This window comes from Pseudomonas sp. S2_C03, from assembly GCF_054668405.1.
On record NZ_CP162766.1, the window covers coordinates 5,016,931 to 5,032,404 of the forward strand.

Below are 15,474 nucleotides of genomic sequence, written 5' to 3' on the forward strand. Positions count from 1 at the left end.
CTTCTAGAACACTGACCCGCATCCAACGCGGGTGGATAAAAACCTCCCCGCCACTCCGTCCAGGCCAGGGAGGCTTGACCATGAGTTCACTGCCGATTTTCTTCGACCACAGCCGCCACAAACTCTGGGTACGCAACCTCGAACCCACCCTCGACGTGCTGGCCTTCCACGGCGAAGAACGCCTCAGCCAACCCTTTTGCTACCACATCGAATTCACCAGCACCGAGCAGGACCTGGCCGCCCAGCAACTGCTCGGCCAGGACGCCGGCTTCAGCCTGCACGCCATACCGGTGGCGGTGATGCCCTGGGAAACGCTGACCATCGAACCGCTGCGCACCCTGCAAGGAGTGATCACCGGTTTCCAGCGCCTGTCCGCCTCCAAAGACGAAGCGCGCTACGAAATCACCCTGCAACCGCGCCTGCAACTGCTGGGCCTCGGCCGGCAATACCGCATTTACCAGCAGCAGTCGGTTCCGGAAATCGTCGAGAGCATCCTGCGCAGCCGTCACGACATGCGCGGCCATGAATTCCTGTTTCGCCTCAAGCGTGAATACCCCCGGCGCGAACAGGTCATGCAATACGGCGAGAGCGACCTGACGTTCATCAACCGCCTGCTGGCCGAGGTCGGCATCTGGTACCGCTTCGTCAGCAACGAGCGCCTGCGCTTCGATGTAGTGGAGTTCTGCGATAACCAGAGCGGCTACCAGTTCGACGTGCAGTTGCCGCACCGCCCGCCAGCGGGGTTGGGCAGCGACGAGGTCGGCGTGTGGGCCCTGCAAACCCGGCACCGGGTGGTGGAACAACACGTCAACGTGCGCACCTATCAGCACCGCGATGCCAAGGCCCGGCTCGATGCCGAGGTCGATCATACCCGTGGCGCGCCGGGCACTTACGGCGAGGCCTACCACTACGCCGAACCCTACCGGGCGCTGGGCGACCCTTACGAGCGCCACGAAAAACAGCTCGGCGAAAGCGGCTACTTCTTCGCACGCCTGCGCCACGAGCGTTACCTCAACGAGCAGACACACCTCAGTGGCACCAGCAACAGTCCGACCCTGGCGCCGGGCCAGGTGCTGTCCATCAGCGACGGCGCCCCACAAGCCTTCAACCCGAGCTGCGCGGTCATCGCCGTCAGCACCCGGGCCAGCCGCGACGGCGCGTTTATCTGCCAGTTCCAGGCGATGCCCTACAGCGAAGAGCTGTGTTTCCGACCGCCGCTGTTGCCCAAACCGCAGATCGCCGGCACCGTGCCCGCCCGCGTCACCAGCGGCCTGGCCCACGACCGCTATGCCGAAATCGACAAGGAAGGCCGCTACAAGGTCAACTTCCTGTTCGACCGCGACACCTGGCCACTCGGCCGCGAAAGCGCCTGGCTGCGCCTGGCCCGGCCCTACGCCGGCGACACCCACGGCCTGCACCTGCCGCTGATCTGCGGCACCGAAGTGGCGATCGCCTTCGAACAGGGCGACCCCGACCGCCCCTACATCGCCCACGCCCTGCACGACAGCGAACACCCCGACCACGTCACCCTCAACGCCCGCAACTACAAGCGCAACGTGCTGCGCACCCCGGCCAACAACAAACTGCGTATGGACGACAGCCGAGGCCAGGAGCACGTCAAGCTCAGCACCGAGTATGGCGGCAAGAGCCAGCTGAATCTGGGGCATCTGGTGGATGCGCAGCAGAAGCGGCGGGGGGAAGGGTTTGAGCTGAGGACGGATGATTGGGGCAGTGTGCGGGCGGGCAAGGGGGTGTTCATCAGTGCCGATGCGCAGACCAAGGCCCAAGGCCCGGTCCTCGACATGAGCGCTGCGGTGAACCGCCTGCAACAGGCCGGCCAACAACTGCAAAAACTCTCCACGGACGCACAGGCCGCCCAGGCAGAACCTGCGGATGTGGCGGCGCAATTGCAACTGCTGCGCCAGGACCTGGAACAACTGAAATCCTCGGTGTTGCTGCTCAGCGCCCCACAGGGCATCGCACTCACCAGCGGCCAGCACCTGCAACTGGCCGCGCAGGACAACCTGATGCTCAACGCCGGCGGCGAAGCGGACATCAGCGTGGTCAAACGCCTGTTTGTCGGCGTGGGCCAGGGCTTGAGTCTGTTCGTGCGCAAGCTGGGCATCAAGCTGATCGCCAATCAGGGCGCGGTGAGCATCCAGGCGCAGAACGACAAGCTGCAACTGCTGGCCCGGCATGGTTTGGACATCACCAGTACCGAAGATGAAATCCGCATTACTGCCAAAAAGAAAATCATCCTGAACGCCGGTGGCAGTTACCTGACCTTGGAGAAGCGTGGCATCGAGTCCGGCACGGCGGGGGACTACAACGTCAAGTCGGCCTACCACGGTTACACCCAAACCAAGGCCACCCAGCCCATGCGCCAGGCTTGGCTACCGGCGAAGATCGACCCGCCGCTGGAGTTCGACGAGCAGTTCCGGATATTAACCCCCGGTGATCAGCCTTGGGCTGGCACGCGGTACAAGATCACCGCCGCCTCCGGCCAGACCTGGAAAGGCACCACCGACAGCCAGGGGTTTACTGAGCGGGTGTACACGGAGAAGCCGCAAGCGCTGTCGTTGAGCTATGACCTGGAGGAGGAAGAAGAGGAGGAAGAGCTGGAGGGGATTACCCTGCGGATCGGGCTGTTTTTTGATGGGACCGGGAATAACGCGGGGAATTCTGCGCATACCGAGGATTGTCGTCGCGAGGACCTGACGCATTTTGTTCAGAGCGAGCTGGACAGCATCATCAAGCAATGCACTGACAGTGGCTTTGGCGGATTCGATGGCACGGCTTTCAGTAGTGCGCCGGATAACAGCTTCGGGAATGCGCCGAGTAATGTGGTGCATCTGCATGATCTTTACCCAGATCACTACAGTGACGCCTTGCTGGAGGGAAGTGAGATTGGCTATATGCCGGTCTATCTGGATGGTATTGGTACCACCCGTGAGAAAGGGGATTCGGTTATCGTTGGCCAAGGCTTCGGGCTCGGAGAGACTGGGGTCGTGGCGCGAGTTAAGCAGGCGCCCGATCTGATTAAGAAACGTCTGAACTTCTTCCAGCAAGTTAACCCTGACATACCCATCCGACGTATCGAATTCGATATTTTCGGCTTCAGTCGTGGCGCTGCAGCAGCACGGCATTGCGCCAATGAACTGCTCAAGCCGGGACGTGGCGTATTCAAAGAGTTGCTGCAGCCAGGTCACTTTGGTCTGTTGACGAGTTTCGATTCGGCCGTGGATGTCTGCATCAATTTCATCGGCCTATTCGACACCGTTGCCGCCATCTTCGACTTCCCCGAGCTTCTCGATGGTGACTTGGGTGTGCATAACGACAACAACCCCGGCGTCAACTTGTACCTGCCGCCCAACTGTGCGCGCAAGGTTATCCAGCTACAGGCCCGCGATGAGCGGCGCCAAAATTTTGCGCTGAACAGCGTGCTGGATGACCACCAGCAAATCATTCTGCCCGGCGTGCACTCGGACATTGGCGGCGGCTATTTGCCCAAGGCCCGTGAACGGGTGTGGCTGACCAAACCACGGCGTTTCACCGTACCGGCTAATCGCCCGGTGGAGGCACAACCGGCGTGGGCAGAGGCGCGATTCAAGAAGGTCCAGTTGGAAGGAACCATGGTGGCTGTTGATGGCAAGCTCAACATCAAAGCCTGGCCGATTGTCCCGGCTCATCGTGGGCCACAGGAGCCCACGAGCGAAGACTATTTCCTGACAATCGAACTGGACCGGCCGGTGCGCGGTGAGTTGTCGTTGATCCCGTTGCGCGTGATGCGTGAGCTGGCGGTGCGGCACGGCGTGCCGTTCAAAACCATTGAGGGACGAGCGGACCTGAAACTGCCTGAAGAGTTGAAACCGATCGCCGAGCGCATTCTCGATCAAACACTGTGCGAGCTTGAGGTCAGCCTTGATCGTGCGCAGGAGGAGTTACTGCGCAGTCGCTATATCCATCAGTCCGCACATTGGGTGCCCAGTGGGCCTCTTCTTGTCAGCAAGCCGACAGAGAGCGGTCAGCGCAATATCTACGCCAACCGGCCACAGAAGGGGTACCCGCAATGATTCGCCTTGCCTTGATCATTAGTCTGGCGTTCAGCCTGAGCGCGTGTGCTAGTGGGCCGAAAGTGCCCCCTCGACCCAAGCTGCCTTACGACAGTTGGTACGTGGGCCTCGCGGCTCCGCGCTTTATGGAAGTGTGGGTCGAAAGCGTGGATGTGCTTGATCAACGTGGATGGGCGTTTTTTCGTGTGTCTGGCGGCGTGGCCAGCTATACCCGTCAGCCAAAAGGCTGGCACAAGGGGGGAGGGAAAATGATGCCAGTGAACAATGTTGACTTGCCAGAAAAGTTGTTTCTGCGTTGGCAATCACTGGTAGAGCCGCAGACCTACAAGATCGGAATTTCAATCCCTCAGTGGGTGCGCGATGAGATGGTCAGGCCGGAGCGGGTGTTTTGCAAAGGCTCCAAGGAGTGGATAGATGACTATCGTGACGCAATCACCTTGGGCATGGCCCCCGGCGGCATCGTTAAAGTCTGGGTAGGAGGGGCCTGCCTTGGATTCAAGGAAGTTGGTCGCTTTCAGGCCGAGATCGAGCCGCTGGGACCTTACCGAGGTGGTAGCGAAGGTCAGTACGTCACCATCGAACCCGAAAACAAAGCTTACGTCAAAAAACACGGGATTCCTTATGGGACTTGGTAACGAGTCTTCGGTGCTTAGCGAATTGTCGTTGGTTCCTTTGCGGTGGAGCGAGAAGGTGTAAACCTTATTCAGGACGAGACATGCTCCAACAAAAAGCCCTGGCTCGTTTGAGTCATGGCTTTTTTGTGCCTGCTGTTTTTGTGGCGCCCCAGCCGGCCCCATCGCGGGCAAGTCGAATCGTCGCACCGCCGTGCCCACAGTGGTCCGGTGCATGCAGATCCATTGTGGGCGCGGCGGTGCGACGATTCGACTTGCTCGCGTAGGGGCCGGGTCGATCTTATGCAAACCTCTCAGGCATAAAAAAGCCCCAACTCATACGAGCCAGGGCTTCTCTGAAGCGCTACAACGACTTAGCCGTTGAACACGTCATCCACGCTTTTCAGCGGGTAGTTCTTCGGATACGGCAGGGTCGCCACACCGGTCTCGATCGCGGCCTTGGCCACGGCGTCGGAGATCAGGGTGATCAGACGGGCGTCCATTGGTTTCGGGATGATGTACTCACGACCGAATTCCAGCTTGATGCCGCCGTAGGCGTCGCACACTTCCTGAGGCACTGGCAGCTTGGCCAGTTCGCGCAGGGCGTTGGCCGCCGCGACTTTCATTTCTTCGTTGATGCGCTTGGCGCGAACGTCCAGGGCACCACGGAAGATGAACGGGAAGCCCAGCACGTTGTTGACCTGGTTCGGGTAGTCCGAACGGCCGGTGGCCATGATCACGTCGTTGCGAGTGGCGTGGGCCAGCTCAGGGGAGATTTCCGGATCAGGGTTCGAGCACGCGAACACGATCGGGTTGGCCGCCATGGATTTCAGGCCTTCAGCGCTCAGCAGGTTCGGACCGGACAGGCCAACGAACACGTCTGCGCCTTGCAGGGCATCAGCCAGGGTGCGCTTGTCGGTCGCGTGGGCGAAGACAGCCTTGTACTGGTTCAGGTCGTCACGGCCGGAGTGGATCACACCGGTACGGTCAACCATGAAGATGTTTTCGATGTTGGCACCCATGCTCACCAGCAATTTCATGCAGGAGATGGCGGCCGCACCGGCGCCCAGGCAGACGATTTTGGCGTCCGGCAGGGTTTTGCCAGCGATTTCCAGGGCGTTGATCATGCCGGCTGCGGTGACGATAGCGGTGCCGTGCTGGTCATCGTGGAATACCGGGATGTCGCACTGCTCGATCAGGGCGCGCTCGATCTCAAAGCACTCAGGTGCCTTGATGTCTTCAAGGTTGATGCCACCGAAGGTGATGGAGATGCGCTTGACGGTGTCGATGAAGGCCTGCGGGCTTTCGGAATCGACTTCGATGTCAAACACGTCGATGCCGGCGAAGCGCTTGAACAGCACGCCTTTACCTTCCATGACCGGCTTGGAAGCCAATGGGCCGAGGTTACCCAGGCCGAGAATAGCGGTGCCATCGGAAATGACTGCAACCAGGTTGCCTTTACCGGTGTATTTGTAGGCCAGCTCAGGGTCGCGACCAATTTCGCGCACTGGTTCGGCTACGCCGGGGCTGTAGGCCAGCGACAGGTCGCGGGCGGTAGCGGTGGGCTTGGTGAGTTCGACGCTCAGCTTTCCTGGACGAGGATTGGCGTGATACTCGAGAGCGGCAGTTTTCAGATCAGACATGTGGGCATTCCGCTTTTACTGTTGGACAGACTGGTCAGCGAGGATACGCGCCTCGTAAAGTCCCCACAAGACTGACCGGTCACCCCTGTCAAGCGCCCTGCTCTACGACTTTGGACCAAGAGCCACGGAACACAAGGGGCGCACTGTTCACAATCGCCTTTAAAAATGTCTACAATTTTTTAGCCAGGGACCGCTTCGATCATCGCCGGATCAGTCAGTGGCAACATCCAGCGTGCCTGACCTTGTTTGAGCCCACCGCGGCGCGAGCGGTCCAGCACCCAGCCGCGTGCCTCGATTTGCTTGCCTTTCAGGCTTTCCAGCGAGGCCGCATCGAAGCGATCCAGAAGATTGGGTGCAACACGCAACACAATCGAATCCTGTAATTCGATCCAGATTCCGCCACGATTGCGTTGAACCTTGCTCACACGTCCTCTGAGCACCGCAAAACCAGACGCGCTGATCTGATCCGCTTTCAGCACAGGCGACTGTCGCCATAAGCCGAGCCCAGCCTTGCGCGCACTGCGTTCCGCCGCTTGCTGGCAGTCGACAAAATCAACATTTGGGGCAACCGCCACCAGAAATCCCAGGCCTTCGGCGAGCATTTTTGCTTCAAGATTGGCGCCGTCGGCACCGAAGACATGGGCCAGGGTCCGGCCGTAACGGTCCTTGCTTTCTTTACCGGGTAACAATCCGACCCGCCCGTCGCTGGCGGCCACCAATGCTTCGAGCCGTTTGCGCGCGGCCAGGGCGAAGGGTTCGTCGGAGCGGCCTTTCTTGCCCAGCTCCGGGGTATTCAAGCCAATCATGCGTACGCTGCGGCCATCCTCGAGCCGCAGGGTGTCGCCATCCACTACCCGCTGAACCACGACCGAAGCCAGGCCACTCGGTGCCGGGCAGAAGGCCTGGGCAGCGGAGAGCCAAATCGCGGACACAAAAAAGGCGCCCACAAGGGACGCCTTTTTCATCAGCATGGAAAAACCGTAGCGGCTTCCCAAGTTGACAGGCCTTAGGCCTTTTTCGCGCCGAAAGCACCGAAACGGTCGGCGAAGCGCTGTACGCGGCCGCCAGTGTCCAGAGTCTTTTGCTTACCGGTGTAGAACGGGTGGCATTCGTTGCAAACGTCGATCGCCAGGGCTTTGCCGAAGGTCGAACGAGTTTCGAACTTGTTGCCGCAACTGCAGGTAACAGCAATTGCTGGGTATTCTGGATGGATATCAGCTTTCATGGTGTTTTCCTCAGGCTAGCGTGCCGCCACCCAACACTATTGTTGAATACCGCACGTAATTAGGCCGCGGATTCTACCAGACAATGTCATTCGCGCAAGCTGTCCCTTCTACCGACCGTCTGCTAGGCTCCCGGCCCAAAGCACCCCAGACTCCTGTAGGAGCGGGCTTGCCCGCGAAGAGGCCGGAACATTCAACATCCGGTTGATTGACCCGACGCCATCGCGAGCAAGCTCGCTCCTACAGAATCAGGTCGCGCCCAATTTCACCTGTTTATCGAGATCCCGCGTGCCCGACGCCATTTTGCGCCTCGCCCTCCCTTCGCCGCTGCGCCGCCTGTTCGACTACCGCGCCCCGGCCGGGGTCCCGCGCGCCCAATTGCAGCCGGGCATGCGCCTGCGGGTGCCGTTCGGTCGGCGGGAGATGATCGGGATTCTGGTGGAAGTCGCCGATACCAGTGAAGTCCCGGCAGAAAAGCTCAAGCCGGCGCTGGCCCTGCTCGATGCGACGCCGCCCCTGCCACCCGCGCTATTCAAACTCTGCCTGTGGACCTCCCAGTATTATCAGCACAGCCTGGGCGATACCCTGAGTTGGGCGCTGCCGGTGTTGTTGCGTCAGGGCGAGCTGGCCGAAGCACGCCAGGAGCGGTTCTGGTCCGCCGCCCCCGGCGCCCGCCTGGATGACCCGCGCATTGCCCGGGCACCCCGTCAGCGTGAGGCGCTGGCGACCCTGGCCCAGCACCCCCACGGCGTTGCTCACGCACTGCTGAGCAAGTTGATGCTGAGCAAGGACAGCCTTGATCTGCTGCTGGCCAAGGAACTTGTCCAGGTCGAAATCCGTCGGCACGCGCCCGGCGTGCGCCACGAACATTGGCTCGCCCAACCGGAACTGCCGCTCAACACCGAACAACGCGCGGCCTACGAGGCCATCCGCACCGGTTTCGACAGCTATCACGCGTTCCTGCTGGCCGGCGTCACCGGCAGCGGCAAGACCGAAGTCTATTTGCAGCTCATTCGTGAAACCCTGGAGTCCGGCAAGCAGGCCCTGGTGTTGATCCCGGAGATCAACCTCGGCCCGCAAACCCTGGCGCGCTTCGAACAGCGCTTCAATGCGCGGATCGCCCTGCTCCACTCCGCCGTCAATGATCGCGAGCGGCTGGACGCCTGGCTCGCCGCCCGGGACGGGGAGGCCGACATCATCATTGGCACCCGTTCAGCGCTGTTCACACCGATGAAAAATCCCGGCCTGATCATCATCGACGAAGAGCACGACGGCTCTTATAAGCAGCAGGAAGGCCTGCGTTATCACGCCCGGGACCTGGCGCTGGTCCGCGCGCGGCAGGAAAACATCCCGATTGTGCTCGGGTCCGCCACACCGTCCCTAGAAAGCCTGCACAACGCCTACACCGGCCGTTATGGCCTGCTGCGCCTCAACGAGCGCGCCGGTGGCGCCAAGCAGCCACGATTCCTGCGCCTGGATGTCAAAAGCCGACCACTGGACAGCGGCATCTCCGGGCCGATGCAGCAGGCCATCGGCCAGACCCTGGCCGCCGGGCAACAAGTACTGGTATTCCTCAACCGCCGAGGATTCGCTCCCACCCTGCTGTGTCACGACTGCGGTTGGATGTCCGAATGCCAGCGCTGCGATGCGCGCATGACCGTGCACCAGCGTTACGGTGAACTGCGCTGCCACCATTGCGGTTATGTCGAACGCACGCCACGACAGTGCCCGAAATGCGACAAGGTCGATTTGCGCCCGGTGGGCGCCGGCACCGAACGCGCCGAAGAGCGGCTGGCCATTCTGTTTCCCGATTACCCGGTGCTGCGCGTCGACCGCGACAGTACGTCGCGCAAGGACGCGATGAACCAATTGTTCGCGACCATTCAAAAAGGCCAGCCCTGTATTTTGGTGGGCACGCAGATGCTAGCCAAGGGGCACCATTTCCCGCGGGTGACCCTGGTGTCGATTCTCGATGCCGATGGCGGGCTGTTTTCCGGCGACTTCCGCGCCAGCGAACGCATGGCGCAGTTGATCGTGCAGGTCGCTGGCCGTGCCGGACGGGCCGAGGAACCGGGCCGGGTAATCATCCAGACCCACCTCGCTGACCATCCCCTGCTGGTGCAATTGACCGAGCAGGGTTATTTCGCCTTTGCCGAACAGGCGCTGAGCGAGCGCCGCGCCGCCGGCCTGCCGCCGTTCGCGCACCTGGCTTTACTGCGCGCCGAGGCGCACAAACCGGGTCAGGCCGAAGGCTTCCTGGATGAAGCCTGCAGCGAGGCCGAGCGTTTGCTCGCCGAGCAGAATCTGGGCGGCATTGAACTGTTGGGGCCGGTGCCGGCGCCCATGGAGCGCCGCGCCGGGCGCTTCCGCGCGCAGTTGCTGTTGCAGGCCACGGCACGAGCTCCGCTGCATCGGCTGCTGGCCAGCTGGTTGCTGGTGCTGGAGCAGATGCCGAGTGGGCGGGCGGTGCGGTGGTCTTTGGATGTTGACCCTGTGGATTTGTATTGACCTGAAGATGGCTATCGCGAGCATGCTCGCTCCTACAGTAGAGCTCGCCCCCTTTAGGAGCGGGCTCGCCCGCGATTTGGGACGAATAGTCACCACACATCCCCAACCCACCTGCTAAGGTTGGCAAGCCCGCCTCGGCAACGGATAATGCCCAGTTTTTCCACCAGCGCATGATGCGCCGCCGCGCCTGCGGTCGAAAGAGAAGACCATGAAAGACACCATCCGCCAGCTGATCCAACAAGCCATCACCCAACTCGTCAACGAAGGTGTGTTGCCTGAAGGCCTGTCGCCGGCGATCCAGGTGGAAAACTCGCGCGACAAGAAAAACGGCGATTTCGCCAGCAATATCGCGATGATGCTGGCCAAGCCGGCCGGCATGAAGCCACGTGACCTGGCCGAGAAAATCATCGCCGCGTTGCCCGCCGACGAAAACGTATCCAAGGTCGAAATCGCCGGTCCTGGCTTCCTGAATTTCTTCCAGAACACCCAGGCCCTGGCTGCACGCCTGGACGCCGCCCTCGCCGACGAACACCTCGGCGTACGCAAGGCCGGCCCGGCCCAGCGCACCGTAGTCGACCTGTCGGCCCCCAACCTGGCCAAGGAAATGCACGTCGGCCACTTGCGCTCGACCATCATCGGCGACGGCGTGGCTCGCGTGCTGGAATTCCTCGGCGACGAGGTGATTCGCCAGAACCACGTAGGCGACTGGGGCACCCAGTTCGGCATGCTGATGGCCTACCTGCAGGAAAACCCGATCACCAGCGAAGAGCTGTCGGACCTGGAGAACTTTTATCGCGCCGCCAAGAAGCGCTTCGACGAGTCCGAAGAATTCGCCGACCGCGCCCGTGGCCTGGTGGTCAAGCTGCAGGCCGGCGATGCCGAATGCCTGGCGCTGTGGACCAAGTTCAAGGACATCTCGCTGTCCCACTGCCAGAAAATCTACGAGCTGCTGAACGTCAAACTGACCATGGCCGACGTGATGGGCGAAAGCGCCTACAACGACGACCTGATCAACGTGGTCAACGACCTGAAGGCCGCCGGCATGCTGGTCGAGAGCAACGGCGCGCAGTGCGTGTTCCTCGACGAGTTCAAGAATGCCGACGGCGATCCGTTGCCCGTGATCATCGTCAAGGCTGACGGCGGCTACCTCTACGCCACCACCGACCTGGCAGCCGTGCGCTATCGCAGCGGCAAGCTCAAGGCCGATCGTGCGCTGTATTTCGTCGACCAGCGCCAGGCCCTCCACTTCCAGCAAGTGTTCGCCGTGGCACGCAAGGCCGGTTTCGTCACGCACCCGATGGACATGGAACACATGGGCTTCGGCACCATGAACGGTTCCGACGGCCGTCCGTTCAAGACCCGTGATGGCGGCACCGTGAAGCTGATCGACCTGCTGACCGAAGCCCAGGAACGCGCCTACACGCTGGTCAAGGACAAGAATCCGGAGCTGGCCGAAACCGAGCTGCGCAACATCGCCAAGGTGGTGGGCATCGACGCGGTGAAATACGCCGACCTGTCGAAACACCGCACCAGCGATTACAGCTTCAACTTCGACCTGATGCTCAACTTCGAAGGCAACACCGCGCCGTACCTGCTGTACGCCTACACCCGCGTGGCTGGCGTGTTCCGCAAGCTCGGCAAGACGTTCAGCGAAGTCGACGACCACATCGCCCTCGAAGCCGCCCAGGAACTGGAATTGGCCGCAAAACTGGCGCAATTCAGCGAAGTGCTCAACAACGTCGCCGAGAAGGGCACGCCGCATACCCTATGCGCCTACCTGTACGATGTCGCCGGCCTGTTCTCCAGCTTCTACGAGAACTGCCAGATTCTCAGCGCCGATACCCCAGCTCAGATGCAGAGCCGCCTGCGCCTCGCTGCGCTGACGGGTCGCACCCTCAAGCAAGGCCTGGAACTCTTGGGTCTGGAAACTCTGGAGCGTATGTAAGTTGGCTGCCAAGAAAAAACCTGCACCCAAGCGTGGCGCCAGCCGTTACCAAGCTCCAGCGAAAAAACCGATCCCGGGTTGGTTGTGGATGGCCATCGGCCTGACGGTCGGCGCATTCATCGTGTTCCTCATGAAACTGGAGCCGGGCAAGGGCAGCGACAGCGTCAAGCGCGAGAAAATCGAACAGCAGAAAGCGACCAGGATCGCCGAAGCCAACAAGACGCCGCCGAGCCCCACGCAGCCGGTAAAACCCAAGTACGACTTCTACACCCTGCTGCCGGAGTCGGAAGTCATTGTGCCGCCGGATGCCGTACCTGAGAAAACCCCGCCGACGCCAGCCGTGCCGACTACGCCGGTGACGCCAGCGGAAGCGGCGAAAATCGATACCGCACGCGCCCAGGCTGCGCTGGCTGGCATCACGCCGCCGCCAGCCCCACCGGTGGCCAAGGCAGCACCGGTGACCAAATATTTCCTGCAAGCGGGTTCATTCCGCAAGGAAGCCGATGCGGATAAGGTGCGGGCGCAGATCATTCTGTTGGGGCAGGCGGTCGCGGTGGAATCTGGCACGGTTAAAGACGAGACCTGGTATCGGGTGCTGGTCGGGCCGTTCAGCAATCGTGAACAACTGACCACAGCGCAGAAACAATTGGCTGGGGCCGGATTTAGCAACCTGTTGTTACAACAACGCCAGAACCGCTGATTCTTCCAGCTGTACCGCGTTATCGTTCATCGCAAGCAGGCCCGCTCCCACAGGGTATTGTGGATTCACACTATCCACTGCAGGAGCGGGCTTGCCCGCGATGGCGCCCGCCCACACAACGCACCCCTCCCTCGACCACCACTCGTCCCCTCCCCCACCCCGCAGTTGAAATCCCCCGCACCACCCCCATATGAGTTTGCAGAAGGCATTTTCGCCCCGCTGCGTGGAGACTCTCCCTTGACCACCATCGTTTCAGTTCGCCGCCACGGCAAAGTCGTCATGGGCGGCGACGGCCAGGTTTCCCTTGGCAATACCGTGATGAAAGGCAATGCGAAGAAAGTTCGCCGTCTGTACCACGGTCAGGTCATTGCCGGTTTTGCCGGCGCCACCGCTGACGCCTTTACCCTCTTCGAACGCTTCGAAGGCCAGCTCGAGAAGCATCAGGGCCACCTGGTTCGCGCCGCCGTCGAACTGGCCAAGGAATGGCGTACCGATCGCTCCCTCAGCCGCCTCGAAGCCATGCTTGCCGTCGCCAACAAGGACGCCTCCTTGATCATCACCGGCAACGGCGATGTGGTCGAACCCGAAGATGGCCTGATTGCCATGGGTTCCGGGGGCGCCTATGCACAGGCTGCGGCCAGCGCCCTGCTGAAGAAAACCGATTTGTCGGCCCGTGAAATCGTCGAGACCGCCCTTGGCATCGCCGGCGACATTTGTGTATTCACCAACCACACCCAGACCATTGAGGAGCAGGATCTCGCTGAATAAGCCTGACGCGGCCCCTGTGCCACGGCTTGTTTCTGCTTGAGGACCGTCAATTACTATGTCCATGACTCCCCGCGAAATCGTCCACGAACTCAACCGCCATATCATCGGCCAGGACGATGCCAAGCGCGCCGTCGCCATTGCCCTGCGCAACCGCTGGCGTCGGATGCAGCTGCCTGAAGAGCTGCGCGTTGAAGTAACGCCCAAGAACATCCTGATGATCGGCCCGACCGGTGTCGGCAAAACCGAGATCGCCCGTCGCCTGGCCAAATTGGCCAATGCGCCGTTCATCAAGGTCGAAGCGACCAAATTCACCGAAGTCGGCTATGTCGGCCGCGATGTCGAATCGATCATCCGTGACCTCGCCGACGCCGCGATCAAGCTGTTTCGCGAACAGGAAATGACCAAGGTTCGCCACCGCGCCGAAGACGCCGCCGAAGAGCGCATTCTCGACGCGCTGCTGCCACCGGCTCGCAGTTTCAATGAAGAAGCCGCGCCGTCGACCGATTCCAATACCCGCCAACTGTTTCGCAAGCGCCTGCGCGAAGGCCAGTTGGATGACAAGGAGATCGAAATCGAAGTCGCCGAAGTGGCAGGCGTCGATATCTCCGCGCCACCGGGCATGGAGGAGATGACCAATCAGTTGCAGAGCCTGTTCGCCAATATGGGCAAGGGCAAGCGCAAGAGCCGCAAGCTCAAGGTCAAGGAAGCGCTGAAACTGGTTCGCGATGAAGAAGCGAGCCGCCTGGTCAACGATGAAGAGCTGAAAGCCAAGGCACTGGAAGCGGTCGAGCAACACGGCATCGTGTTCATCGACGAGATCGACAAGGTCGCCAAGCGCGGCAATGCCGGTGGTGTCGATGTCTCCCGTGAAGGTGTACAGCGCGATTTGCTGCCACTGATCGAAGGCTGCACCGTGAATACCAAGCTGGGCATGGTCAAGACCGACCACATCCTGTTCATTGCCTCTGGCGCGTTCCACCTGAGCAAACCGAGCGACCTGGTGCCCGAGCTGCAGGGTCGTCTGCCCATTCGTGTCGAGCTCAAGGCGCTGTCGCCGCAAGACTTCGAGCGCATCCTCAGTGAACCGCATGCGTCGCTCACCGAGCAGTATTGCGCGCTTTTGAAAACCGAAGGCCTGGGCATCGAGTTCAAGCCGGACGGCATCAAGCGCATCGCCGAGATCGCCTGGCAGGTCAACGAGAAAACCGAGAACATCGGTGCGCGTCGCCTGCACACGCTGCTCGAACGCCTGCTCGAAGAGGTCTCGTTCAGCGCTGGCGACCTGGCCAGCGCCCATGACGACAAGGTCATCGAGATCGACGCAGAGTACGTCAACAGCCATCTGGGCGAATTGGCGCAGAACGAAGACTTGTCCCGTTATATCCTGTAAGCCAGACCTGTAGGAGCGAGCATGCTCGCGATGGATGTCCAGACAACACGGGCAGTCAGACAGCCAGCGTAATCGTTGACGACCATCGCGAGCATGCTCGCTCCTACAGGGTTCCATTCCCCGCGGAATTTTGGCCATGACCCAACTCCCCACCGACATCAAACTGCACAAAGCCTCGAAAACCCTGTCGCTGAAATACGCATCTGGCGAGGAGCATCACCTGCCCGCTGAATTCCTGCGCGTGCACTCCCCCTCCGCCGAGGTCCAGGGCCACGGCAAACCTATCCTGCAATTTGGCAAGATCGGCGTAGGACTGACCAAGGTCGAGCCGGCCGGCCAGTACGCACTGAAATTGACCTTCGACGACGGCCACGACAGCGGCCTGTTCACCTGGGACTACCTGTACCAGTTGGGCGTTCGTCAGGAGGATCTGTGGAACGATTATCTCGCCGAACTGAAAAGCGCCGGCAAGAGCCGCGACCCCAGCGAGTCGGTCGTCAAGCTGATGCTCTAGCCTGTGCCTCTTGCTCATTAGAGGGCATTTTCTAATTTCATTTGTTTGAATGTTTGGCCGCGAGGCCACTCATTGGCCTGCTTGCGAAAAAAATTAAAC

The 15,474-nt window shown here is 61.0% G+C and carries 10 protein-coding genes and 2 pseudogenes; 9 read left to right on the top strand and 3 right to left on the bottom strand.

Going from position 1 to position 15,474, the window contains the following annotated elements:
• Window positions 1-80: 80 nt before the first annotated feature.
• From AB4N64_RS23040 to AB4N64_RS23050, 3 genes and pseudogenes are all read left to right on the top strand, one after another.
• Window positions 81-2,537 (top strand): annotated as a pseudogene (locus tag AB4N64_RS23040) (type VI secretion system Vgr family protein); the annotation flags it as partial.
• Between the two features lie 708 nt (window positions 2,538-3,245).
• Window positions 3,246-4,073 (top strand): annotated as a pseudogene (locus tag AB4N64_RS23045) (phospholipase effector Tle1 domain-containing protein); the annotation flags it as partial.
• Window positions 4,070-4,708: a DUF2931 family protein gene (locus AB4N64_RS23050; protein WP_460118820.1), complete on the top strand. Its 639-nt coding sequence runs from the start codon at window positions 4,070-4,072 to the stop codon at window positions 4,706-4,708. The pseudogene AB4N64_RS23045 and the gene AB4N64_RS23050, both read left to right, overlap by 4 nt.
• Window positions 4,709-5,058: 350 nt before the next feature.
• On the opposite strand, the gene AB4N64_RS23055 is transcribed toward AB4N64_RS23050, so the two are convergent.
• The 3 genes from AB4N64_RS23055 to rpmE form a co-directional block, all read right to left on the bottom strand.
• Window positions 5,059-6,327 carry a malic enzyme-like NAD(P)-binding protein gene (locus AB4N64_RS23055; protein WP_460118822.1) on the bottom strand — a complete coding sequence of 423 codons (1,269 nt, stop codon included), beginning with the start codon at window positions 6,325-6,327 and terminating at the stop codon, window positions 5,059-5,061.
• A gap of 179 nt (window positions 6,328-6,506) precedes the next feature.
• Window positions 6,507-7,298 carry a thermonuclease family protein gene (locus tag AB4N64_RS23060; RefSeq protein ID WP_460118824.1) on the bottom strand — a complete coding sequence of 264 codons (792 nt, stop codon included), beginning with the start codon at window positions 7,296-7,298 and terminating at the stop codon, window positions 6,507-6,509.
• Between the two features lie 35 nt (window positions 7,299-7,333).
• Window positions 7,334-7,552, bottom strand: coding sequence for a 50S ribosomal protein L31 (gene rpmE / locus AB4N64_RS23065; protein ID WP_008025207.1), 219 nt, complete (start codon window positions 7,550-7,552; stop codon window positions 7,334-7,336).
• A 286-nt stretch (window positions 7,553-7,838) separates the two neighbouring features.
• Here rpmE and AB4N64_RS23070 point away from each other — a divergent pair, with 286 nt between their 5' ends.
• The 6 genes from AB4N64_RS23070 to AB4N64_RS23095 all read left to right on the top strand — a co-directional run bounded on the left by AB4N64_RS23070 (window position 7,839) and on the right by AB4N64_RS23095 (window position 15,375).
• The gene (locus AB4N64_RS23070) at window positions 7,839-10,058 is read left to right on the top strand and encodes a primosomal protein N' (protein ID WP_460118826.1); all 2,220 of its coding nucleotides are present in this window, start codon (window positions 7,839-7,841) and stop codon (window positions 10,056-10,058) included.
• Between the two features lie 208 nt (window positions 10,059-10,266).
• Entirely contained in the window at window positions 10,267-12,003 is a 1,737-nt protein-coding gene (argS, locus tag AB4N64_RS23075; protein ID WP_460118828.1) for an arginine--tRNA ligase, read from the top strand.
• Window position 12,004: 1 nt separating this feature from the next.
• Window positions 12,005-12,703 carry an SPOR domain-containing protein gene (locus AB4N64_RS23080; RefSeq protein WP_460118830.1) on the top strand — a complete coding sequence of 233 codons (699 nt, stop codon included), beginning with the start codon at window positions 12,005-12,007 and terminating at the stop codon, window positions 12,701-12,703.
• 237 nt (window positions 12,704-12,940) lie between these two features.
• Window positions 12,941-13,471, top strand: a complete 531-nt coding sequence (gene hslV / locus AB4N64_RS23085; RefSeq protein ID WP_003186641.1) for an ATP-dependent protease subunit HslV — start codon at window positions 12,941-12,943, stop codon at window positions 13,469-13,471.
• A 55-nt stretch (window positions 13,472-13,526) separates the two neighbouring features.
• A complete protein-coding gene (gene hslU, locus AB4N64_RS23090) occupies window positions 13,527-14,861 on the top strand; it encodes an ATP-dependent protease ATPase subunit HslU (protein WP_460118832.1) in 1,335 nt (444 codons plus the stop codon).
• Between the two features lie 136 nt (window positions 14,862-14,997).
• Window positions 14,998-15,375, top strand: coding sequence for a gamma-butyrobetaine hydroxylase family protein (locus AB4N64_RS23095; RefSeq protein ID WP_460118834.1), 378 nt, complete (start codon window positions 14,998-15,000; stop codon window positions 15,373-15,375).
• Window positions 15,376-15,474 lie beyond the last annotated feature (99 nt).

Excerpts from the sequence above, each read along its gene's own strand:
- rpmE (WP_008025207.1), bottom strand. The coding sequence starts at position 7,552 with ATGAAAGCTGATATCCATCCAGAATACCCAGCAATTGCTGTTACCTGC.
- argS (WP_460118828.1), top strand. The coding sequence starts at position 10,267 with ATGAAAGACACCATCCGCCAGCTGATCCAACAAGCCATCACCCAACTC.
- AB4N64_RS23055 (WP_460118822.1), bottom strand. The coding sequence starts at position 6,327 with ATGTCTGATCTGAAAACTGCCGCTCTCGAGTATCACGCCAATCCTCGT.
- AB4N64_RS23095 (WP_460118834.1), top strand. The coding sequence starts at position 14,998 with ATGACCCAACTCCCCACCGACATCAAACTGCACAAAGCCTCGAAAACC.
- AB4N64_RS23060 (WP_460118824.1), bottom strand. The coding sequence starts at position 7,298 with ATGCTGATGAAAAAGGCGTCCCTTGTGGGCGCCTTTTTTGTGTCCGCG.
- AB4N64_RS23050 (WP_460118820.1), top strand. The coding sequence starts at position 4,070 with ATGATTCGCCTTGCCTTGATCATTAGTCTGGCGTTCAGCCTGAGCGCG.
- hslU (WP_460118832.1), top strand. The coding sequence starts at position 13,527 with ATGTCCATGACTCCCCGCGAAATCGTCCACGAACTCAACCGCCATATC.